The sequence below is a fragment of the Grimontia celer genome, from assembly GCF_900055185.1.
GTDB classification, from domain to species: Bacteria; Pseudomonadota; Gammaproteobacteria; order Enterobacterales; family Vibrionaceae; genus Enterovibrio; species Enterovibrio celer.
In genome coordinates this window covers 234,863-256,155 of the sequence record NZ_FIZX01000002.1, presented here as the reverse complement: position 1 = coordinate 256,155, position 21,293 = coordinate 234,863, and the positions used below count along the sequence as shown (strand labels likewise).

Sequence of the window (21,293 nt, the reverse complement as noted above, 5' to 3'; positions counted from 1 at the left end):
GAAAGACGCATGAACATCATCAGCTAAAAGCATGGATATTTAGCGGGTTCAGGCGCAAAATAACGCCCCATTAAAGCACTCTGAGAATATGGCATATGAAACCCAATACAACTGGTCTGAAGCGCATACTGCATGCCACCGGGTATTCTTTTCAGGGACTTCGCGCTGCATGGAACAATGAAGCAGCATTTCGACAGGAATTGGTTCTGTTGATTGTCATGACCACCCTTTCATTCTTTCTGCCTGTCACACAGGTAGAACAACTTCTGATGGTGGCCTCTTTGTTTATCGTGGTGATTGTGGAACTGATCAATTCTGCAATTGAAGCAGTCGTTGATCGCATTGGCCCTGAACGCCATGAACTGAGTGGCCGAGCCAAAGATATCGGCTCTGCGGCGGTGTTTATTGCACTGCTCCTGGTGGTGATCACCTGGGGTTCATTTTTACTGTTCTGATAAACGCAAAAAAGGCGACGTTATGTCGCCTTTTTGTATTCTGAGCAAGCCCGGCTTTTAGCGCGAATACACCTTTGTATCTTGCATCTGTGCAAAATCGGCCAGCGATTGAAAATCTGCTTCAGTCCAGACGGTTTTTGATTTAAGGCTATCTGGCAAAGCAACAAACGCTTTTTCTTCTCTTGCCGCCCTAACCTCAAACTGCGCCCAATCAGACAGTACATTCCCGTTCACAAGCTCAGTTGGCAGGGATTGCACTTCTCCGCCATCAACACCATTGGGTGCCAAAGACAAAGCCAGATGATAATCGCGATGCAGCAGCACCCATTTGTCTGGCAATCGCTTACTGCTGTCCCACCATTTTCCGTCCAGTGCTTCGATTCGCTTGGAAGTTTCATTTTCTGGCATTGCTCCCAACGCAGATAATCGTTCCGCAAAGGCGATATCCATGGCTTTACCAAATTCAACCAGCGACAAGTCTGGCGTTTTACGCAGGATAGACATCGCAAGCTTGGCACCCAGCATGTTGGAGTAAAGATCTTCCGGCGAGTAAGCAGACGCCAGTTCTTTAAAACCTGCCACGGAGACCAAACCAAACCATTGGGCGATTTCGTGCCACTGGGCGAGGCGGAAAGCCATCACACCAGCAATATCGACAGCGATATCATTCTTTTCCTGCGCCTTTAGTTGGGCGGCATTGCGCTTCGACACAATCACACGGTCCCGCAGTTCAGTTGGTAGCGTTATCTCAGCCTCTATTCCAACGAGATGGCGGATTTCGCTAAACAGGTAATAGGTAAAGTCCGCAGTGTCACGCACATGGGCGGTATCGATAAAACCGCCTTTTTGAGTGAAGATAAGGCCATTATGCTCTTCGCCGATCCCCAATAAACTACTGGAAATACCTTGCGAGCCATCGTTGTATTTGTGGTTGCCGACACCTTTGGCATCCAGCACGTTACCCACCGAAAAGAAGGGGACGGGCACACCACCAACCTGTGCTTTAAGATCTTTACCAAACGCGCAGCAAGGACGTACACCGACCGGCGCATTGGCAAATACCGTGCTGCTGACACTTAACAGAAGGCCACCCAAAAACAGGCGGCGACCAAAAAGTTTTACGCTGCTCACCATCATGAATTTTGTTCAGAATGCTTCGTTAATATGGAAATAGAAACCGCTGCTGTCTTTACCAATACCAAAATCAAAGCGCACATTAATGCGCGGTTTAAAGGCAAAGCGATAGCCAATACCTGCAGTTGGTAGCCAGCTTTTATCAAACAGTGCGTCGGCTTCTGGCGCAATATTGCCAGCACCCACCCAAGTCACCATACCGTGTCGGGCATTGAACTGATGTCGCCATTCCATTTGTGCGGAAAGCTGATAGCGGTCGCGGTACTGACCGATGTAATAGCCGCGCATACGTTTGTCACTACCAAGCTCTGAGTAGGCATACCAAGGCACATCACCTGTCACGCCTTGACCATAAACATCCCACGCCAGAATGCTGTCTTTCGACATACGCTGGTACTCTCGGTAATTCAGAGTGATGCGGTCATAGTGAAAGTCAGATCCAAATACATCGCGGTAAGAAACCCATTCCGCACTAACCAATCGGCCACGCTCTGGGTTTGGCTCAAAATCCCGGCTGTCATATTCCAACGCTAACACTGCGCCACTACTGACTGCATCTTCCAATTCAGAACCAGACAAAACAGGGCCATCAGACTCCTGGTTGGTCAGGCGTTGAAAATCCCAGCCGACCGTGATGTAGGACTCAGGCAAAAATTGATAGGACACCTTCGGCGACAACTTCAGGATCTGCGCCTGTTGCTCGGTTTTGTTATCGCTGTTTTCCGCTGCATCACGACCAATGCCCCAGTAATAGCCTGGCGCATGGCTGATCCAGCCATCTGCGAGCAATCGTAGAGTATCGCCTTTCAGGTAAGTGCGGTTTTCAACACCCAGACCGTAAGAGCCTGATGTCGAGACATAAGATTTCACCGCTACGGTAGAATACGGCGTGGTCTCAACCCAATCTGAAGGTGCGTACAGACCCACCGCCGCCACACCGAAACCAAAGCCTTGCTCTGGGTTCACAAATGGCCCAGGTAACACGCCCCAATCAATACCATTGTCAACATTGATGGTCTCGCTGGAGCCCAACTCTGTCAGAAGCTTATCTATCCAATCCTGCTGTTCAGTATCAGAAGCCATCGCGGTAGCTGGCGCTGCCAATGCCATCAACGCCAGAGAAGTTATCACTTTCATGTTTCCCCTCAGTACCGCATATCAACAGAGAAGAACACACTGGTGCGGTCGCCAAGTCCCGCCTCACCAATAAGGTAAAGGTGCGGTGAGATTTGGTACTGCATGCCGATAATCGGATTCCATGGTGTTGTCAGGCGCTGCTCAACATGGAAACGTCCCTCGTCATCTTGATTCACAGCGCCTAATAAACCGGAAAGGCCCGATGGCAAATCCAAACTAGAAAGATGACCTGATAGCGACTGCTCAACGTCTTGATACATGGCACCAGCCCAGAGCCGCACAGGAACACCCTTTGAATGAAAGTCATAACCAACACGTGGCGACACCACATAGGCATCAATCGCACCATCGATCACGGTCAGGTTAGTTTTGGTATAGCTTGCATCTACCAAACCAAACCAGTTCCCATAACCACCGGCCAATACAATGCCGCCACCATATAAATCACCATCTAGATCGAGCCTGAAATTTATCGGCTCTGGACTAGGGTTTTTAATGTAGAGCTTGTCACTTAACCTAACTCCATTAATCGTAACGTCAGTTTCGGAGTGGCCAGTCAGCTTGCCAACCAAGCCGTAAATGTTGAGGAACGGAAAAATCCAAACGTCTCCACGTAAAGACAATACTTCGCTCTTCTGGTGCCCAGGAACAGCGCTTATGTCGATCATGTCTCTGGCAATCGGTATATTGATTCCATTGGGTAGAAGGAAGCTAGGTTCGCTTTTATAAACCAGCCCTTCAAATCCAATAGAGTCCACCGCAATGCCCTGCTCCAGGCTCATATAGCTCACGTTTAACCCGAAAGGTTTTGGCAAGACATAACCTAATGCTTCGGCCTCTTCTTTCCAGATTGGGAGGGAAAATGAGTCCGCCCAGCTCGCGGTTGAACACAACAGCCAGCTGCAAGCAAGCACACGTTTTAACGAGAACATACTTCTGCTTCCAGATGCCCCTTAAAGGAGCGAAAAAAATAGGGAGGCGCAGTTGCGGAAGGGGCGAAGAAGAGCGCGGGAGACTTTCGCAGCAGCCTAGAGAGGCGCATATCATACTCAGCAAATTGCAAAAGTAAACTAGAAAGTGTACATGCAAAAATAACGATTCATCGACCGTTCAATAATACTTTTAACATTCTGTTTTTATGGGCTTTCTGAGAAAGTTAGCGGCGTGATATAGGCGGAGGTTTCAGATTGAGAATTGTCACTATCAGATGTCACAGCAACCACTGACAGTGTTTTGTAGTCTTTCCCGTAGAGGCGCAGAAAATCTTCCCGAACATTCCGGCTAACTGTAACCCACTCGTTTTTCTGTTCTCCCGAGGTAACAGCCAGCATTTTAAAGCGTTTGGGTGCAAAAGGATTCGGCCAAAAGCTGTTCTCCGGCTGATTCGGCGTCCAGACATACACAATGGTTCTACTGCTCATCATGGTCATACCCGGCACGACAGTCACTGATAGTCGCCAAGCAAAATCATCCTGCGTTTTTAGCTTTTCATTATCGGTTGTAGGAAAAGTATCAACTTTCCATTGCCAACTCAGCCAAGGCGTTTTGGTCAGATCTATCTCTTTTTCCATGATCAGCCCAGAAGCAGCATCGTGACTTTCACCATAAAGAACCTGTCTGTTGACTGATTCATCGTCAATCAAACGGTAGCGTGTTTCGTTTTTAAACGCTTTGACCTGCCATTCAGAAAGATCCTGATAATCGAGCACCACGTTCGCTTCCGCTGAGAATTGAAGCAGAAACAAAGTGGGCAACCAAGCGTAAGTCCATCTACTCAAACGAATCATTCCGGTTTTGGGGATAAACGATAAGAACGGATTTCTCCGCATCATCTTTCAATACTGCTCGTATTTTTCCGCTGGGTGTGACTTGAGCATAAGTCATATGCAACACGCACTTAAAACGAGACGTAAAAAAAGTCCATTGAAGTACAAAAAATGAGACATCAATGAATCTTGTGGTTAATTAATATACTCCTAGAAGAATAGGGTGCTGATGCACTGATACGAAATGAAAAGGTCGCTTGATGGAATTGGCAGTCACGACCAAAGGATTGATTTACGGGAATTTATGCGACGATTTTATGTTTTTGTAAGCTTGTTTTTTCAAGCTGCTTTCGCTTTTGCAGAGCAGCCACTTCGTGTTGTGTCTGAAACCCTCCCCCCCTTTCAAGTCATTGATGACGATGGGCAGTTTGGAGGGCGCGCCGTCGAAATGGTTCAAGCGATTCTAGACGAAGCAGACTTCGACTCCCCTATTGATGTCATGCCCTGGGCGAGAGCATATAAAACAGCGCAAAGAGAAAAAAACGTGGCGATATTCGCTATCGCCTTTTCAGAAAAACGCAAAGATCTCTTCCATTGGATTGGCACTTTGTATGCACTGGAGCGTTCCTCACTAATCGGTTTGAAAAGCCGCCCGGAGCTTGCGAAAGCCACACTCGATGAAGCCAAACAATTCAGGGTTTGCTCAGAGCTCGAAACCTACTCTTACCAATATCTGGTTAACAAAGGCTTTCAGCCCAACAAGAACCTGTTCACCCTAAGAGGGACGCTCTCTGCCCTACAAACCGATACAGGCGGGATCGCACGACCTGCCAAACACCTATCACTGTTACAAAACCGCAAATGCGATTATGTCACTGGGCTTTGGTCTGTTTATGCCTACAGCGAAAATAACAATGATAACCTCAAAGCCTATTTCTATTTGGGAGACCCGAAAAAACCACTGATTCTGAACCTGGCGATGAGTCTTAGCTCCGATCAGGATGTGATTGACCGCTTGAGCGCAGCTTACACAACCCTCCTTGAGAACGGTACACTCCATGAGATTTGCTCAAGAGATGACCCAGAAAATATCTTTGAGCTTTCCTGTTCTGCTGTTAAAGCCCGTGGTGGTGCAGAGGATTTATGACCTCCAGACTTTTCGGTACCAAGGCACCACTGCTACGACGCTTTGTTGCGTCTGTCATGCTATTAAGCATGATTGGCGGCGTGGTGATCAGTGTGGTGATTGCGACTGCCCAGCTCAATCACCTTAACACCGAAAAGGAACAGGCTGCCCGTCTTCAATTGGAAAATATCCTTGATAGCGCTGCCTATGCTGCATTCAATCTCGACTCAGCTCAGGGCTTTTCACTTTTAAAAGGCTTTGAAGGCGACCATCTGTTTCAAGAGGTCACCATTCTCGATAACTATGACGATGTGGTGGCTTCCATCGAGCAACCTCATCATGAAGATCACTTACCTGGGTGGATGCATGCCCTGCTTCCTGTTCATGAAACCTACACCCTCTCATATCCTTTAAGCTTCAAGATATACAGAGACAGCCAATTCGTTGACCAACATGTCGGAAACTTGATTGGGCTGGTAAACTTCCACACCTCAGAGGCAGAGTTTTACGATTTGGTGTGGACCATCTGCCTTTCCACCATGGCAGAAGTACTCTTGATCGCCATCATCCTGACCATTCTGTTCCACAATCAGATTGGGAGACCGCTCTCCAAGATCATCGATTCTATTGATAAGAACGCCAAACTGGCACGGCAGAAAAATGCGCGTCTGCTAAAAATCGATGGACACGAAAATGATGAATTCGGCTTGCTGGTGCATGCCTATAACAATTCCGTTCAACAGGCAGTGAGCTACATGCGGGAGCTCGAGAGCGCGAAGGCCGAACTGAAGGCGTTGTCAGAAATAGACCCCTTGACCAATGTTTCCAACCGCCGAGCCCTGCTCTCTGAGCTCAACACCCTGTGTAACAACGAACACCCTTTCGCGCTGGTTTCTCTCGATATTGATGACTTTGGCGGCTACAACGATGCCAATGGTCATCAGGAAGGAGATGTGCTGCTCGTCAGGTTTGCCCATGCGCTTAAACAGCAGCTTCCACAAGCATCTATCAGTCGTACCGGCGGTGACGAATTTGTTTGTATTATCCCGTCCCAAAGTCACCAGCAAACCGTTGAAGACTTGCTGACGCCTCTGCTGAATGTTGCCGTAAAAGAGGATGTCGCCAGCACACCTTGGATCTCAACCTCCATCGGGGTCGCTTTTTTCCCAGAAAATGGCCACACACCGCGGCAATTGCTTCACGCTACGGATATCGCCCTCTATGTTGCCAAAGAAGCAGGGCGCCGTTGTGTGCGTTTCTACGACAAAGATGCTGATATCGCCCGCAGCAACCGCGAGGCAGTGCGTAAAGCACTTCAGCGTATTATCGAAACCAAAGAATTCACCCTCTACTATCAGCCTAAAGTCAGCATGAAAACGGGGTTAGTGACGGGCTGTGAAGCGCTGCTGAGGCTTAATCACAGTGAGCGGCAACAGAATGTTGCCCATGTAGATATTGTCGAGGAAGCGGAGCGTACGGGCCTGATTGTTGCTTTGGGCCGTGAGATCATGCGTCGGGCGTTTTATGACGTCAGCCATATACTGGATCATTTACCCGACGATTTCCGCTTCAGTGTGAATGTCTCGCCTCAACAGCTCACGTCCGATGGCTTTATCGCCGAGTTACTCTCCTGCTCGGAAGACAACGATGTGCCGCTACAGAGTCTGGATATCGAAATTACCGAGTCATCCCAAATGATCAATACCGACTCTACCAACAAGGTCCGTAACTGGCTCAAGAACGCCGGAGTGACCGTTTCATTGGATGATTTCGGTACTGGCTTCGCTTCACTTGAATACCTACTGACCTATGGATTTGACCAAATCAAAATCGACCGTCAGTTCACACAAGTCTTACCGGGAGATGACGATGCTAAAGCCATCTTCAATGTCGTAAAATACCTTGCTGACAAGCTCGACATGGCTGTCATCGCCGAAGGCGTAGAAACACTCGACCAGGAAACCTATCTCCTCAACCAAGGCTTTGAGTACGCCCAAGGCTACTTCTATGCCAAGCCTCTCACCATTGAAGACTTCATGCGGTTTGTCGCCAACCGCCAAGCCAAGCACAGCTCCTGTCTGGATTCGTAATTTTTCTGGTGTTTTTCACGCGAAGCAGCTTGCAGGCTCCCTCATCTCGAAAATATCAAATTTCGTTATTAAAATCATATAAATAGCTCAAAATCACTAGCGTACTGAAAGCGCGACACTCCTGAATCCTCACCACTCACTATTAAATAAACCGACAGTCATGTTTCAATTATTTAACATCTATTCAACCTTCCGTGAATTTTTACTTTTAAAATTTTGCTTCTTGAATAAAGCTTAAATCAGAAAAACAAAAACACGTCTTCGACGAATACTGTGATTAAACTTGCACCTGTAATAAGCACAACAAGCAGGTTATTAAACATTAGGGGAATGGCTCCTTTTATCGAGCCAAATAATAATAACAATGTGATTAAGCAGGGTGTTTACACTCACTAACAAAATGGGAGATATCCCATGAAAAAAGTTAAATGCTTAGTAGTAACAATTTCGAGCTTACTTTTAACAGCTTGTATCGTTAATAGTAATGACCAGCGCGAAGCTGATTTAAATTCAGCGTTACGACAAGGTGGATATTATTATTCCCACTTTGGCATAGATAAAGAACGGACACGCGAGAAAGTTACTTTTGAAGACAAGCAGGCGAGGATTGCCTCAGTATCGCGGGTCACAATGGTCAGCAGCCATGACGGCTCAGTCACCAAGGCATTGAAGCACAGAGGAAAAGGGAATTATCAAATAGATTGTCAGGTTGGCGCACACTTTTGCTTTTTGGTGATAGGCGCATTGATCAATGGACAAAAGATCAATCACAAATATCACGTGAATAAATCGGGGTTACTCGTTAGGGAAAACGGAATATCAAAACGATTTATTCATGAAGATAGCGAGAGTATTGAACAGTTTTAAATTCGTTTTTGGCTATGGTAGCGAGCCTTTTGGTTGGTAATAAATTGATGCACCCAATACATTACCGCCTCCACTTTACTGGCATCATCAGGCAGCGTTGATGGTATCTGGTAAAACAACATGGAAGTTCCTTGTAGTTGGTGTAAATTATTTCAATGCAATTATTTGCATTTTGGACAGGCAATGCTCAGTTGAGCTGACTCCATATTGCCTGTCCTTTTTCTTTTCTGTTTTTCCCAATCTTTAAACGTCATCACAATAGTGTATTAGTTAGCCTATACCCTCCAGAAGCAATTTGGAGGCCTCTCATGCTCAAACAACCCAAACTGCAACCCAGCGCATTAACCAATAAATACGAACTCACCTGGGACTTTGAGATCCAAGTACAAGGCGTTGATATTGTTGTTCCTAAATATTTCCGTTATGACGGTGCCAGCATTCCTGCCGTGGCTTGGCAAATTACCTTCACACCGTTTCATCCTGACATCATGATGCCAGCACTGGTGCATGACTGGCTCTTCTACAATCATCAGGTAGACCAAGAGCAGGCTGACGACATGCTATATGAGTTGTTGCGCCAGAACGGTGTCGATAACCTCCGCGCCAATATGATTTGGGGTGCCGTCAGAGCGGGTGGGCATTTCTTCTGGGACAACGACGAAGAAGACAAAGAATTCCTGAGAACACTTTATAGATTGGTAAGAAGCAGACCGAACGTCCAAAGATATCGCTTTCCCGATGAAATTGTTAATTCTGCCTAAAAATGCCGACTCATAAAAAAGACTACGTCTCTCTTTCAGGAATGCATCAGATCCAGATGCATTCCTTCTGAACTTAGCCCGCCAGTAACATAGACAATCCCAATATTAGCACCTAGGTTTATTGCCACCGCGCATGCTGCCCTCAGCATTTCCTCAAACAATGGATACCTTAAACGCTGGTCAAGGATTGGGACTTTGAACGTATATGTAGTCGACGATAACACCGAATTCACTGATGTCATCACCCAGATGCTTTGTGAAACCGGTTATCCCGCTAAAGGCTTTAACCGAGGTATGGATTTACTGCGCCACGCTGACCCGACATCCAGCGACGTTCTGATCCTTGATGTTCATATGCCGGACAAAAACGGCATTGCACTGCTAAAAGAACTAAGCAGCTTCAGCATCAAACCCTGCGTAATCTTGTTGAGTGGCTATGACAAGTCCATTCTGAACTCTGCGTCCACTTTCGCTCAATCACTCGATTTCAATGTCATTGGCACTTTATCCAAACCGTTTACACGTAGGGTATTGCTGAACATGCTGGAGTTTGCCAGTCAGGGAAAAGTCGGCGAGGAAAAAGACAATGTCGCCAAGGTCAACCCCATTGATGTTGAAGAAGCTATAGAACACAACCAACTGGATATCTTCTACCAGCCTCAGGTCAACCTGCGCGATGGCGTGGTCACCTCTTACGAGTGTTTACTGCGCTGGCATCACCCAGAGCTTGGCTTGTTGAGTGCGCACCAATTTATGCTGGCTGATCTGCCTGATATAACCAAACTGAGGCTGTCGCTGTGGGTACTCGACAGAATCGCAGAGGATGCGGAATCACTCTCCGAACTCCCGCATTTCAAGTCTATCTCCATTAATGTCAGCGCCTCATCCTTAGTCACGCCAGAGTACCAATTCCGCTTTAACTCCTTAATTGCCGGGAAATTGATTGCACCCAACCAAATCACATTGGAGCTGATTGAACGTGAGTTTTTGGAAGGCAATCAGGACGTTTTGGATATTCTTGTTAATCTTCGAATCAAAGGTGTTGGCCTGTCTCTGGATGATTTTGGCACCGGGTATTCGTCGCTTTCGCTATTCCATACTCTCCCGTTTTCTGAGCTCAAAGTTGATAAATCCTTCACTAAAACCATGCTCAGCAACGCACAGTCTCTCAACATCGTCCGCTCCTGTATCGACCTCGCGAAACGCATGGAACTTAAGGTCATCGCAGAGGGTGTTGAATCCCACGAAATTTACGAGCACTTGCAACACGAATGGTGCGATTCCGCGCAGGGTTTTTACATCGCCAAACCTATGCCTCTTGAAACCCTGATGAGCTGGAACGCCAACTTCAACCACCAGATTTACAACTAAAATAAGGAAGCTGTTTTGATCTCAATGCACGGATTGTATGAGCTCAAACCTGAACAGGACCAGAGCGAATTTGAACAAGCATTTACTGCTTATGCCAAACAACTGTACGACATGGGACTCAACATTGGATGGCAGTCCTTCTCCCGTCGTCCCCACCCTGGATACAACCTCGCCCCGCCAGACCAAGAGGGACTCGTGGCCATGTTCTTTGAAGATGACGAACAGGCGAACCGTTGCTGGGACGTGGTCTCCGCCGATGAAGAGCCTATCGCTTCCCTTCACCGCGGCGTCAACCAGAAGGTCACCAACATCAGCTTTTTCTACAGTGATGTAAATACTCATAATGTCTGAGAGCGATGAGCTGCGAAAACGTATTGCGGAACTTGAAGCAGAGAATGAGCGGCTCAAGCATGCCATCAACATTGCCTCAGACGGTATTTACGACTGGCAAATCACTGAGAACAAGCTTTACCTGACCGGCAGTTGGTACAAAACGCTGGGTTATGAAAACCAGGAGGTCTCCTCTTCTATCGAGCAGTGGCAATCTATGCTGCACCCTGATGATGTGGAGTCCACCTGGAAGGCGCTACGTGCGCACATCAACGGCGAAGTCGAGATCCATGAACATGAAAATCGCCTTCGTATGAAGAACGGCCAGTACCGTTGGAATCTCGATCGCGGCAAAGTCGTTGAAAGAGACGAAAACGGTGTGGCATTGCGCATGGTCGGCATAGACAAAGACATCACCCGCCAGAAACACAGTGAAGAGTTGAACCACCAGCTTGCAGCACAACTGATGCAGGCAAAAAAAATGGAAGCGCTGGGAGCGTTTGCCGGAGGGATTGCCCATGAGTTCAACAACTTGCTTGGTATCGCGTTTGGGCTTGCGGATCTCATTACCCTAAAACTCGAAAGTACGCCCTCTTACGGTCGCGTTGGGGAACATTTAGAGAAGCTTGAGGAAGTGCTGGAACGCGGGCGATTATTGGTGAAACAGATCCTCACATTCAGTCGTAAGCAGGATGAAGACAGGATCGAGCTTGATCTCAACCGCATCTGCGAGGAAGTGGCCCACGCGTTGAAGATGAGCAAACAATTTACATCATCCCTCACACTGACCCTGCCGGAAGATATTCTTGTCATCCACGCTGACAGCACCCACATTCACCAATTGCTTACTAACCTGCTCATTAACGCTGATCACGCCTGCAAAGATCGCGAAGGCCAGATTACTTTTGATGTTTCAGCCGTCGAGCTCACCGCTCAAGACATTGAATCTGAGTGGCTGGCGCAACCCGGCATGTTTGCGAAAGTGACCATAAAAGACAACGGCGTGGGCATCGTCGATAAGGTGTTGGAACACATCTACGAGCCGTTTTTCACCACCCGCGCCCACGGCGAAGGAACCGGGATGGGTCTGGCGATTGTGCACGGTATCATCAGCCGCTACCAAGGTGGCATCAGCGTCAAAACACGCATTAATGAAGGTACAGAGTTCAACATATACCTTCCGCTATACAGCAAACGCTCCGAAGACAATATGATAAGGCCTGAGAGCCTTCCCTCTTCAGGTATCCCTCTCGAGGAGAATCAGGATCAGCCCAATGTGGTCTTTATTGATGACGAAGAGGTCATGCTTGAAGTGGTGAAAGCCACCCTGCCCATTTTTGGTCTTCGGGTAGATACTTTCAGCGACCCACTTGAGGCGCTTTGGGAAATAGGAAGAGAGCCAGATAAGTACCACATTCTGGTGACCGATCAGGCCATGCCTCAACTAACTGGGCTTCAGGTCATCAACGAGGCCCGCAAACATAGTCCAGGCCTGCCGGTTGTGCTCTACACAGGACTCAATGATTTCGACGACAAAATCGGGGAAAGCCAACAGCTTCAAGGCTTCTTGTTGAAGCCACTTCGGGTGAATGAATTGATTGCACATATCCGTGCGATACTGAGTAAAGAGGGCCGTGGGTAGTCCCTATAAACCCACTCAGAAGGAAGTCGTTAGATAGGGAAAAATGTCATGGAAGCTACACCATGCACGACTTGGTTGATATGACGATTGGTGCTGTCAGATACCATCTTGGCCATCATATCCTGAATCACGATCATCTTCGCCAGCACCCGCTCATAGCTGTAATTGGGTGTGCCATCCAGTGCGATACCGTTGCTCAGTAACATCAGCTCACCCTGTATGTCTTTCCTTGTATTAAGCAACCAGGCGACAGTTTCCAGATTACGGGCACTGTTGTAGAGCTTTTGCTGATCAATATCGTCGAGAAGGTAAAATTCTAGCTGGTTGTTGTAACTGGCGCTGATCATGCCGGTAATTCCAACCATCAAAGCAAAGACTCTGTCTCCCTCGAACTCTTCTGAGAACGCCAGATAAAGTGCATCTACACCATCCAATCCTCCGAGTTCCGCATAGCCTTCTTCTGGTCTTTTTACCGTCATGAAAGCATCGAGGCGCTCAGAGACGGTCATCTCCGGCACCTTGGCCAACTCTCGAGGATTGCGCTTATAAAGTTTCACGGTGAGTTCACGGATGGCATCGCGAATTTCCATAATGTGGATATCCGTGATCAAGTCCATGTCAGATTTGGCGAGATTTTTAAATTCAAAGGGACGGTTGTTTGCACTGCAAGCGGTTAACGACAAGGCTAGCAAAACGGCAATCCCAAAACGAAGCGTCATTCCGATTCTTTACGTATTCCGTCGACGCAATGAGTGTAGGTGTGGACTAGCCAGACGGTAAATGTTCGTGCTTCAACTCTGAGCTATGTCTCTAACTTCGCGGGAATAATCACCCTTGTTCAACTGCGATTTGGGTTCAGTTCCGTATTCGGCCAGCATTCAAGACTAAACACGATAAAGTTATCTCAACTTTATACAGAAAAACGGAGCACGTATGGATTTTTATCAGTTATCCACCAGCGAACCAATGTATTTGCTGGGAAATGTCTGGGATGCAAACAGCGCTAAAATTGCTGAGTCACTGGGCTACAGAACCATTGGCACCTCCAGCGCTGCCATTGCGCATTCTCTGGGTTATGAAGATGGCGAAGCCATGACATTCGATGAGCTCTTGTTCATCGTCAGGCGGATCCTTGCCTGTTCTACCTTGCCGCTGAATGTGGATATTGAATCTGGCTATGGGGAAAGCGCAGATCAAATTGCCGCGAATATTCGCGCGCTCATCGAGATGGGCGTCAAAGGTATTAACATCGAAGACAGTAAAATGCATGCAGGCGAAAGAGTTCTTGAAAACGCAGATGACTTCCAGCAGAAACTGAGAGACATCATCAAGCTATTGGGCAGTCAGCGAAATGAAGTGTTTATCAATGTCCGTACCGATACGTTTTTGCTTGGTTTAGATAACGCGAAGGAAGAAACGATTGGACGAGCGCAGCGATATGCAGATGCAGGAGCCAATGGCCTGTTCGTGCCGTTTCTCTCAAAGCCAGAAGATATCAAAGCCATTGCCAATGTCATCGCGATTCCGCTGAATATCATGTGTACACCCACCCTGCCAGATTTCGGCACGCTTGAACAATTAGGCGTCAATCGGATCAGTATGGGTAATTATGTCCATGGTTATTTGCAGGATTCCCTTAGCCGCGTTCTTACAAAAATTCAGGAACGTCAGTCTTTCTCTTCTCTGTTTTGATGTAAAAGCCATGTTGTTCGTTGTCTTCGACTTGTCTAAAATCATCGCCAATTCCAAGTGCACAAATTGAGCAAAAACAATGAACAAAAGCTTTTTGACCAATCTTATCGCGGCAGCAGTTTTCGCAGCGGGTTACTACTTTGAACAACCACTGGCACTTTACGGTGGTCTATTTGCGCTGTCCGGCTCGCTGACCAACTTGTTGGCCGTTCACATGCTGTTTGAAAAAGTGCCGGGTCTTTACGGTTCTGGTGTTATTCAGGCGCGTTTTGAGGCATTCAAGCTTGGCATCAAATCATTGATGATGGACCAGTTCTTTACCAAGGAAAATGTTGATCGTTTCCTGAATAAAGAAATGTCTGCCGGCACCGCGATGAATCTTGAGCCTGTGATTGAGCAAATCGATTTCAACCCAACGTTTGATGGCTTGGTAGAAGTGATCAACAACAGTCCTTTTGGCGGTATGCTCGCCATGATGGGCGGTTCGGAAGCACTGGCACCACTGCGCCAGCCATTCGTGGAGAAAATGAAAACCTCCGTAGTCGACATTACTCAGCAAGATAACTTCCGTGAGGCGCTGAAAGGCCAAATTGAGCAACCGGAAATGATGGGTGATATCACGGCTAACATCGAGTCGGTTATCGAGCAACGCCTGGATGAACTGACGCCAGAAATGGTCAAAGAAATTGTTCAGAAGATGATCCGTGAGCACCTTGGCTGGCTGGTCGTCTGGGGTGGCGTGTTCGGCGGTGTCATTGGCGTAATTTCAGCACTCGTTGCAGCCTGATAAAGCCTTCACTGATGCACGCTTACGGCACCTTCGGGTGCCGTTTTTGTCACGTTAACAGCAGATTGTTTTGGTACAGCTCACAAATATCTGATCTTGTTGTCAAAAGCTGTTCAGTTCCCCCGCTACACCGCCGATTCACTCCTAAACTGAATTCCATATGTTTTGTCGCAAGCTTGCTACTGGTGAGCGCTTTTCTAAACGGGGTGACCACATGGCTAAATCTAAGAAACTGATAACGCTGGCTGCATTAAGTTCAGCCCTTTTTGCAACCTCGGCCTCTGCGCTGATCCTGCCTATCTCTGTGGGTGCCGATGCAGGTATCACCGATGTGAAATATAAGGGCCGTAGCGCGACCGGTTATTTCTGGGCCATTAACGGTAAGCTGCACCTGAACGACTTCACCAGTATTTACACGGGTTATGGTGAAACGACTGCCGACATTCCAGATGAAAACGGTGTCGACCAAGATTTCACATCTACTTCCATCCCGTTAGCACTTCAGGTGAACATTCCTATCGTTTTGGGTGATGTGTATGTGCGTGGCGGTGGCAACTATTACGATAATACCTACGCGATGGAAAAAGAAGATGGATGGGGTCTGCTGGGCGCGGTAGGTATTAACTTGTCTCCAGGCATTGGTCCTGGTCTTGCGGTAGAACTGACTTACCGTGATGCGGGCAGTGCAGAAACCAGCTCTATTGGTGTTGGTGCCAGCCTGAATTTCTAAATGTTATGAACACCAAAAAAGCGCCGGGTTCCGGCGCTTTTTTGTTGGTGCCAGCTTGGTTTTATGACTGGTGATAGTCGAGATACGTTTCTGCTTGTTCTTTGCCCATGTATCTGCCGAGCGTCTTCACAGGCACATTCCGCAAGTCCACCATAATCAAGCCATCCAAGGCATTGTTGAACGCTGGATCCACGTTAAAGCACACCAGTTTGCCATTTAAGCCAAGGTATTGCCTCAGTAGCACAGGTACGCCCAAGCCCTGGCTCATGCGGCTGATCACTCGCGACAACAACTGCAAATCGCCAAGTCCTGCAAGCATTGAAGTATGCCAAGGCACAGGCGAAGACGTTTCCAGCGGTGTAGTCGGTTCCACCAGCTGAGCAATGTTCTCGTCATAGTGGTGCACACTCAGGCTCTCAGCCAGAAGACGACGCGCAGTCAGCGGGTAGTCGTTGCTGATGCTGACAGGGCCAAACAAGGTGGTGATATCTGGATGTTTGCTCACGTAAGCAGCAATCCCTTTCCAGAGCAGCAGCAGGGCTGACAGGCTTCGCTGGTACTTTTCATCAATCACCGAACGGCCCATTTCCAGCGAGTTGCCCATGCTTTCGACAAAGCGGCCGTCGTATTGAAAGAGGCTGCGGGAATAGAGCCCATCCAACCCTTTCTCTGCCACGATTTCCTGCACTTTACCCAAACGGTAAGCACCAACCATTTGTCGTGCTTCCCTGTCCCAGATAAACAAATGCAAGTAGTAATCATCGTATTCGTCGATATCACAGGCCATGCCAGTGCCTTCACCAACAGCACGGAAATTCACTTCGCGCATTCTGCCGATTTCCTGAAGGATCACCGGAATATGCGCGCTTTCCGTGCAGTAGACATCAAACTCATTGGACGACAGAAGCTTTGCTTCCGCTGACAATGTCGTCAGTTCCTGCTCTATGGCATCGACAGGCTGCGGCGCAATGATGGGTTCGCCTGCCTGTTCCAACTCAACGGCAGTCACCGCTTGCTCACGGTTGAGCAGGTAAGTATTGAGCCTGAGATAATTCACCAAGGCGTCGTCGCTATCAAATGACCGACACTCTTTCCATGCAATAGGTTCACCAATGGAAAGTGGGATGGAATCGCCCCGTTTATTGAGAAGTTCACGTGCCAGCATCGCGGTGCGGAGCAGCGGATGGATGCGCCCCGCGCGATAGAATTTACGGCTGTTCTGACCGCCAATATAAATCGGTAACGCTGTCGCCTTGTGCTTTTTCACCAAAGCAGCAACTGAGCGGCTCCATGCTTTATCTTTTAGCTGTCCATCTTCGTCAAACGTCGAGACTTCACCAGCAGGGAAAATCAACAGCAATCCACCATCGCTGACATGCTGATGTGCTTCGCGTAACGCCCTTAGGTTCGCCTTACGCGCACTCTCCCCTTCAAACACATCCACACCGATAAAGATGTCGCTGAGTTCAGGAATACGTTTGAGATAGTAATTTGCCAGCACTTTCACATCAGGGCGCACCTGACGAAGCAACTTGGCAAGGATAACGCCTTCCACACCGCCAAGCGGGTGATTGGCCACGACGACTGTGCTGCCAGTAGTCGGGATATTGTTCATGTCCTCGGCAGAGACGGTGTAGTCAATGCCGAGCACATCCAAGGTATAGGAGAGAAAATGATCGGTGTCTATCCCTTCCGGACGACGACGGTAGTGCTTATCCAAGGCCCGAAGGCCTGTCACGGACTCCAGTGCTTTTTCAATCACACCAAACGGCGTTTTTCTCGGGATCTGAAAGGGACTGATCATTCATGACTCTCCATTTCCAGTTAAACAGGCTGGCTTAGCGCTTAGACCAATTCTTGTCGCCAAGGTCGATAAAGCCCGGGATATCTTTTTCCCATGCTTTCTGCACTGAATCGTCGTAGTTCAGGTACAGCTTGTTATCGACGATCGTCCAGAACTCAGGATCGCCCGGTGCCAGATCATCTTTCTCAGCAATTGCCCACGCACAGTAGCCACCGTATTGCGGTGCATATTTCTCTGGGTCTGCGAGAAACTTATCGAGGTTTTCCTGGCTTGAGAACAACCAGTCAGCACCCTGATATTCAGTTTTGAAATCTGATTTACCTTTGACTGGTGTGCCATCGAAGAAAGACACAGTGTCATAACCGCTCACCGCTTTGCTGCTGAAAAAGCCAGTATAAATATCGGCGGCGAAGGTCAGTGGTGAGAACAACAAAGTTAGCAGTAACAGTACGCGAGACATCTTTCACTCCTTATTATTTTGGGCAGGTTCGCTTGCTAAATAAGAACCTGTCGGGGAGGTAAAAATTTCACCTTTTTTCGCTGGCCACCAAACGCATGTTAGGTACCTTGCGAACTAAAGTTTCTGTCACCGCTGGGCCGTTTCGGCATGGCGGTCCATCGACATAAACCATTTCCATTGCACCTGGCGTCGCGCTCAGGTGAGTAAAGCTCACTGTGTTGGCGTCGTCACGGTGCATACAGACGGATTTGTACCCAGCTTCAGGGACGTGGCTCTTGTGAAACGCCCAGGCTTTCTCGACCGTCTGCGGTTCTGTCATGATATTTTTGAAAGCCTCGCGCCTTGCAATCATCACTTCCTGAAATGCCACAGACGAGGAGATCATTGGTTCAACACTCGGTCGCTGCGTCAACACGTGACCATCCCATTGGAAAGCAATTACATGGCCGTGGTGCGCGTTTAAATCGGGCGCAAATACCAACAAGGTGAAAGGCGCGTAGGAGCCCATATGGAGCTCATTGAGCGTATTAACCACTTCTGCCACAGATGATGAGGACGCCAGCATTTTTACCAGCAACCCGCGGCTAATGAGAGGCAACTCAGGGATATCTCCCTGATAGTAGTTCAGCAGACAAAGCGAGAGTCCGTGTTGGTTGGTCGCAATCCAGGTGCCGCCACCATCAGGATCCACGGGCATCAGAAACGCAGTGCCTTTGTCCTGAAAACGTTGGGGTGGACGCGCAATCGCACGACCCTTTTGCTCATCACGGTTAAAGAAAACGTCGTATCCGGTATCGTTCAGCAACCAGCTGACAGTACACATTCACTTTTCTCCACGGAAATGACTGAGAGTGGCAGGTGCAAGACCAAAGGTCTCTGCCACACTGATATTCTGTGCACTTAAGCTGACACGGATTAGCGCAAAATGATGCACCGCATGGCTGGAGACAAATGCTAGTTCGCGGCCAAGTGTAGACGCTGATTTTGCCGCAGCCTGACGGTTCAGACTGACCTCATGACGTACATCAATCGCGGCATCCATATCTGCTTCACAAAGGCTTTCCAACCATTCGCAAAGGTGTCGCCATTCCGAAATCGCAATCTCTTTATCGGTTTCAACAGGGTGCGCACGGCGGCGAACGTCATAATCAATTTCCTGCGCGGAAGCAGCATGGACCACATCAAGAATATGGCGCATGTGCTGACCGATTGAACTTTGCAAATACGGTGCTGCGACAAAGTTGTACTGCTCGTCAGAAAGCTGGTGTAAAAGCTCAAGCGCCTGCGCCGCCACATCCAGACACCCTTCTACCTCAACAGCAGTGGGTTCATTCAGTGATGGCCTGGTGTCTCTCGCTAACATGGTATCCCCTCAAATCGACTGATTTTTCTCGATTGCTAGTTGTTTTAATCGGTGGACGGATAATCACGAACCAACGCCTTTTCACGACGCCATGCCCGGTAAAGCTCCAACAACGACGGGACTTTGTGCCCGGCCTTTCGCTGCAAATTGCCAATCTCAAACAGCATCCGGTATTGATCCAGCAAGGTGCCGAATGCACTCTTGATGGTCGCACCGCGATCCCAGATATGCGCGGCTTCGCTGCTGGCGCCATTGACTTCCAGCAATACAAAATCTTCGCCTCGCATCAGGCTGTTGATGTCCCGGAACTTGAGATCGATCCGTCCATAGTGAAAACCGGGAAAGTCATCAAAAATTTCATCCAAGCGCTCGACTAACGCATCGCTGATATAGTCACGTCCATCGCGGAAAATCGCACCGCGCGAATGACTGCCGGCAAAAGCAAGGCGGAACGTTTCCCCTTTCGCCAATACCAGATCCAATTTGTCCTCATGGCGTGTTCGGTATAAATGTGCGAGTTTTCCGGCACGGGAATCCTCATCAATCAATTGGGCGAGATTGCTCTCTCCATCGCCCACCACGAAAGGGTTGTATTTCAGGGTCATGGAGAAAATCTGACCTCTTTTCTGATCGGGATAACGCACGTAGAACACACCTGCTTCGGCGTTGTAAGGCGCTTTTTCCTGCAACATCAATCGGGCACCATCTGGGAACAGGCGCAGGTATTCTTCCAGCTCGCCTTTGTTCTCGACCAAACGCACACCCGCACCACGACAGCCCAGATCCGGCTTGGCAACCACGGGAAAGCCGAGCCCTGCCTGTTGCAAGGCAGTCAGTGCCTGATGCGCCTGTGTTTCTGGCGGCATCGCGGTTTTTTCCCACATGATGTAAGGCAATACCCAAGGCTTCGCTGTGTCACCAGCCAGTGACAAAATAGCGTCTTTGGATTCGCCCACCATGCCACTCAATTCAATGCCGGGGTTTGCCACCAATGGCAATCCAAAGCTTCTGTACTTCAGCCCGTTCCATATCCATTGCAAGGCCACCGGGGCGTAAAACACCCAACCCGGCCAGAATTCAAAAAACGACACCGGTTTGCCGCTCATGTCTAAAGGCGGCATGCCATGGTTAACCGGCAAGGCAGGAGAGGTTTTCTCTTCCACCAGCTTTAATCTGTGCAAACGGCTTTCTCCTTCAGCTTGCTCCCTGCAACACGGTTGACGGCAATGAGCAAGATCACCACAACAGGGATAAGTCCCCAGCTGAGGTGGTTATTAATCCATTCAATTTCGCCCAGTTTGTAAACCAGCACGAAAATCAGAGCCGTCCAGAGTGCAGTTGCAACCAGCACGGCCGATAAAAAGGGTTTTAGCCCGACACGGAAGAAACCGCTCAGGCAAAAACCGACAAACCTAAGACCTGGCACAAAGCGAATAAGGAACAAATTGCCAAACGCATGGGCGCGCAATTTCCGGCGTATCATTCTCACGCTCGGTTTGGTCAGCAAAAATCCGCGCAGTTTTCTCCAGCGACGTGCCCATAAACCCAGTGCGTAAAGGCCAATATCGCCTGTCGCAATACCCACAAAGATGGCTGCCAACGCTGCAGGTACTGACATAACCCCTTGCGACGCAGCAACGCTGGCGGTCACAATCGCTAAATCTTCGAGCAGATAAGACAACAGGATCACCGCGAAAAAGAGGGTCACTGGGGAATAGGTCAACAATGTTGCGGTGATATCGTTCAAGGTAGGCGCCTAGCTCCATGGTTCTAGTTAC

At 48.6% G+C, this 21,293-nt stretch carries 22 protein-coding genes; 11 read left to right on the top strand and 11 right to left on the bottom strand.

What is annotated here, in order from left to right; translation table 11 throughout:
* Positions 1 to 95: 95 nt before the first annotated feature.
* Positions 96 to 455, top strand: coding sequence for a diacylglycerol kinase (locus tag GCE9029_RS11440; RefSeq protein ID WP_062663396.1), 360 nt, complete (start codon positions 96 to 98; stop codon positions 453 to 455).
* 57 nt (positions 456 to 512) lie between these two features.
* Here GCE9029_RS11440 and GCE9029_RS11435 read toward each other — a convergent pair whose 3' ends face one another.
* The 4 genes from GCE9029_RS11435 to GCE9029_RS11420 form a co-directional block, all read right to left on the bottom strand.
* Positions 513 to 1,592 (bottom strand): DUF4056 domain-containing protein, encoded by a 1,080-nt coding sequence (locus tag GCE9029_RS11435; RefSeq protein WP_082804336.1) that lies wholly within the window; start codon positions 1,590 to 1,592, stop codon positions 513 to 515.
* A 9-nt stretch (positions 1,593 to 1,601) separates the two neighbouring features.
* A complete protein-coding gene (locus tag GCE9029_RS11430) occupies positions 1,602 to 2,726 on the bottom strand; it encodes a BamA/TamA family outer membrane protein (RefSeq protein WP_062663395.1) in 1,125 nt (374 codons plus the stop codon).
* An 8-nt stretch (positions 2,727 to 2,734) separates the two neighbouring features.
* Complete coding sequence (locus GCE9029_RS11425) at positions 2,735 to 3,658, bottom strand: hypothetical protein (protein ID WP_062663394.1); 924 nt, start codon at positions 3,656 to 3,658, stop codon at positions 2,735 to 2,737.
* Positions 3,659 to 3,862: 204 nt separating this feature from the next.
* Entirely contained in the window at positions 3,863 to 4,513 is a 651-nt protein-coding gene (locus GCE9029_RS11420; RefSeq protein ID WP_082804335.1) for a DUF3047 domain-containing protein, read from the bottom strand.
* A 358-nt stretch (positions 4,514 to 4,871) separates the two neighbouring features.
* Here GCE9029_RS11420 and GCE9029_RS11415 point away from each other — a divergent pair, with 358 nt between their 5' ends.
* From GCE9029_RS11415 to GCE9029_RS11385, 7 genes are all read left to right on the top strand, one after another.
* Positions 4,872 to 5,639: a substrate-binding periplasmic protein gene (locus GCE9029_RS11415; RefSeq protein WP_231870086.1), complete on the top strand. Its 768-nt coding sequence runs from the start codon at positions 4,872 to 4,874 to the stop codon at positions 5,637 to 5,639.
* Positions 5,636 to 7,708, top strand: coding sequence for a GGDEF and EAL domain-containing protein (locus GCE9029_RS11410; protein ID WP_062663392.1), 2,073 nt, complete (start codon positions 5,636 to 5,638; stop codon positions 7,706 to 7,708). The genes GCE9029_RS11415 and GCE9029_RS11410 overlap by 4 nt, the downstream gene beginning before the upstream one ends.
* 414 nt (positions 7,709 to 8,122) lie before the next feature.
* On the top strand, positions 8,123 to 8,575 hold the full coding sequence (locus GCE9029_RS11405) for a hypothetical protein (protein WP_062663391.1): 453 nt from the start codon (positions 8,123 to 8,125) through the stop codon (positions 8,573 to 8,575).
* A 308-nt stretch (positions 8,576 to 8,883) separates the two neighbouring features.
* Positions 8,884 to 9,336 (top strand): DUF1353 domain-containing protein, encoded by a 453-nt coding sequence (locus GCE9029_RS11400; RefSeq protein WP_062663390.1) that lies wholly within the window; start codon positions 8,884 to 8,886, stop codon positions 9,334 to 9,336.
* A 195-nt stretch (positions 9,337 to 9,531) separates the two neighbouring features.
* Positions 9,532 to 10,707, top strand: coding sequence for an EAL domain-containing response regulator (locus tag GCE9029_RS11395; protein ID WP_062663389.1), 1,176 nt, complete (start codon positions 9,532 to 9,534; stop codon positions 10,705 to 10,707).
* A gap of 24 nt (positions 10,708 to 10,731) precedes the next feature.
* Positions 10,732 to 11,058 (top strand): DUF6614 family protein, encoded by a 327-nt coding sequence (locus tag GCE9029_RS11390; protein WP_062663388.1) that lies wholly within the window; start codon positions 10,732 to 10,734, stop codon positions 11,056 to 11,058.
* Positions 11,051 to 12,679, top strand: coding sequence for a PAS domain-containing sensor histidine kinase (locus GCE9029_RS11385; protein ID WP_062663387.1), 1,629 nt, complete (start codon positions 11,051 to 11,053; stop codon positions 12,677 to 12,679). Before GCE9029_RS11390 ends, GCE9029_RS11385 begins: the two co-directional genes overlap by 8 nt.
* A 29-nt stretch (positions 12,680 to 12,708) precedes the next feature.
* Here the strand turns inward: GCE9029_RS11385 and GCE9029_RS11380 are convergent, their stop codons facing one another.
* Complete coding sequence (locus GCE9029_RS11380; RefSeq protein ID WP_062663386.1) at positions 12,709 to 13,398, bottom strand: hypothetical protein; 690 nt, start codon at positions 13,396 to 13,398, stop codon at positions 12,709 to 12,711.
* A 214-nt stretch (positions 13,399 to 13,612) separates the two neighbouring features.
* Between GCE9029_RS11380 and GCE9029_RS11375 the strand changes: the two genes are divergently transcribed.
* From GCE9029_RS11375 to GCE9029_RS11365, 3 genes are all read left to right on the top strand, one after another.
* Positions 13,613 to 14,371 carry an isocitrate lyase/PEP mutase family protein gene (locus GCE9029_RS11375; RefSeq protein WP_062663385.1) on the top strand — a complete coding sequence of 253 codons (759 nt, stop codon included), beginning with the start codon at positions 13,613 to 13,615 and terminating at the stop codon, positions 14,369 to 14,371.
* Positions 14,372 to 14,450: 79 nt separating this feature from the next.
* On the top strand, positions 14,451 to 15,158 hold the full coding sequence (locus GCE9029_RS11370; protein ID WP_062663384.1) for a hypothetical protein: 708 nt from the start codon (positions 14,451 to 14,453) through the stop codon (positions 15,156 to 15,158).
* A 214-nt stretch (positions 15,159 to 15,372) separates the two neighbouring features.
* Positions 15,373 to 15,888 carry an outer membrane beta-barrel protein gene (locus GCE9029_RS11365; RefSeq protein ID WP_062665600.1) on the top strand — a complete coding sequence of 172 codons (516 nt, stop codon included), beginning with the start codon at positions 15,373 to 15,375 and terminating at the stop codon, positions 15,886 to 15,888.
* 61 nt (positions 15,889 to 15,949) lie between these two features.
* Here GCE9029_RS11365 and GCE9029_RS11360 read toward each other — a convergent pair whose 3' ends face one another.
* The 6 genes from GCE9029_RS11360 to GCE9029_RS11335 all read right to left on the bottom strand — a co-directional run bounded on the left by GCE9029_RS11360 (position 15,950) and on the right by GCE9029_RS11335 (position 21,262).
* Positions 15,950 to 17,692, bottom strand: a complete 1,743-nt coding sequence (locus tag GCE9029_RS11360) for a bifunctional lysophospholipid acyltransferase family protein/GNAT family N-acetyltransferase (protein WP_062663383.1) — start codon at positions 17,690 to 17,692, stop codon at positions 15,950 to 15,952.
* Positions 17,693 to 17,726: 34 nt separating this feature from the next.
* Complete coding sequence (locus GCE9029_RS11355) at positions 17,727 to 18,152, bottom strand: YHS domain-containing (seleno)protein (protein ID WP_062663382.1); 426 nt, start codon at positions 18,150 to 18,152, stop codon at positions 17,727 to 17,729.
* A 67-nt stretch (positions 18,153 to 18,219) separates the two neighbouring features.
* Positions 18,220 to 18,975 carry an NRDE family protein gene (locus GCE9029_RS11350; RefSeq protein ID WP_062663381.1) on the bottom strand — a complete coding sequence of 252 codons (756 nt, stop codon included), beginning with the start codon at positions 18,973 to 18,975 and terminating at the stop codon, positions 18,220 to 18,222.
* Positions 18,976 to 19,515: a DinB family protein gene (locus tag GCE9029_RS11345; protein WP_062663380.1), complete on the bottom strand. Its 540-nt coding sequence runs from the start codon at positions 19,513 to 19,515 to the stop codon at positions 18,976 to 18,978.
* A gap of 44 nt (positions 19,516 to 19,559) precedes the next feature.
* A complete protein-coding gene (locus GCE9029_RS11340; RefSeq protein WP_197475386.1) occupies positions 19,560 to 20,636 on the bottom strand; it encodes a D-alanine--D-alanine ligase in 1,077 nt (358 codons plus the stop codon).
* Positions 20,637 to 20,683: 47 nt separating this feature from the next.
* A complete protein-coding gene (locus tag GCE9029_RS11335; protein WP_062663378.1) occupies positions 20,684 to 21,262 on the bottom strand; it encodes a DedA family protein in 579 nt (192 codons plus the stop codon).
* Positions 21,263 to 21,293 lie beyond the last annotated feature (31 nt).

What these genes read in the sequence shown, in the direction of transcription:
- GCE9029_RS11440 (WP_062663396.1), top strand. Translation starts at nt 96, where the DNA reads ATGAAACCCAATACAACTGGTCTGAAGCGCATACTGCATGCCACCGGG.
- GCE9029_RS11435 (WP_082804336.1), bottom strand. Translation starts at nt 1,592, where the DNA reads ATGATGGTGAGCAGCGTAAAACTTTTTGGTCGCCGCCTGTTTTTGGGT.
- GCE9029_RS11430 (WP_062663395.1), bottom strand. Translation starts at nt 2,726, where the DNA reads ATGAAAGTGATAACTTCTCTGGCGTTGATGGCATTGGCAGCGCCAGCT.
- GCE9029_RS11425 (WP_062663394.1), bottom strand. Translation starts at nt 3,658, where the DNA reads ATGTTCTCGTTAAAACGTGTGCTTGCTTGCAGCTGGCTGTTGTGTTCA.
- GCE9029_RS11420 (WP_082804335.1), bottom strand. Translation starts at nt 4,513, where the DNA reads ATGATTCGTTTGAGTAGATGGACTTACGCTTGGTTGCCCACTTTGTTT.
- GCE9029_RS11410 (WP_062663392.1), top strand. Translation starts at nt 5,636, where the DNA reads ATGACCTCCAGACTTTTCGGTACCAAGGCACCACTGCTACGACGCTTT.
- GCE9029_RS11405 (WP_062663391.1), top strand. Translation starts at nt 8,123, where the DNA reads ATGAAAAAAGTTAAATGCTTAGTAGTAACAATTTCGAGCTTACTTTTA.
- GCE9029_RS11400 (WP_062663390.1), top strand. Translation starts at nt 8,884, where the DNA reads ATGCTCAAACAACCCAAACTGCAACCCAGCGCATTAACCAATAAATAC.
- GCE9029_RS11390 (WP_062663388.1), top strand. Translation starts at nt 10,732, where the DNA reads ATGCACGGATTGTATGAGCTCAAACCTGAACAGGACCAGAGCGAATTT.
- GCE9029_RS11385 (WP_062663387.1), top strand. Translation starts at nt 11,051, where the DNA reads ATGTCTGAGAGCGATGAGCTGCGAAAACGTATTGCGGAACTTGAAGCA.
- GCE9029_RS11380 (WP_062663386.1), bottom strand. Translation starts at nt 13,398, where the DNA reads ATGACGCTTCGTTTTGGGATTGCCGTTTTGCTAGCCTTGTCGTTAACC.
- GCE9029_RS11375 (WP_062663385.1), top strand. Translation starts at nt 13,613, where the DNA reads ATGGATTTTTATCAGTTATCCACCAGCGAACCAATGTATTTGCTGGGA.
- GCE9029_RS11370 (WP_062663384.1), top strand. Translation starts at nt 14,451, where the DNA reads ATGAACAAAAGCTTTTTGACCAATCTTATCGCGGCAGCAGTTTTCGCA.
- GCE9029_RS11365 (WP_062665600.1), top strand. Translation starts at nt 15,373, where the DNA reads ATGGCTAAATCTAAGAAACTGATAACGCTGGCTGCATTAAGTTCAGCC.
- GCE9029_RS11360 (WP_062663383.1), bottom strand. Translation starts at nt 17,692, where the DNA reads ATGATCAGTCCCTTTCAGATCCCGAGAAAAACGCCGTTTGGTGTGATT.
- GCE9029_RS11355 (WP_062663382.1), bottom strand. Translation starts at nt 18,152, where the DNA reads ATGTCTCGCGTACTGTTACTGCTAACTTTGTTGTTCTCACCACTGACC.
- GCE9029_RS11350 (WP_062663381.1), bottom strand. Translation starts at nt 18,975, where the DNA reads ATGTGTACTGTCAGCTGGTTGCTGAACGATACCGGATACGACGTTTTC.
- GCE9029_RS11345 (WP_062663380.1), bottom strand. Translation starts at nt 19,515, where the DNA reads ATGTTAGCGAGAGACACCAGGCCATCACTGAATGAACCCACTGCTGTT.
- GCE9029_RS11340 (WP_197475386.1), bottom strand. Translation starts at nt 20,636, where the DNA reads ATGCCGCCTTTAGACATGAGCGGCAAACCGGTGTCGTTTTTTGAATTC.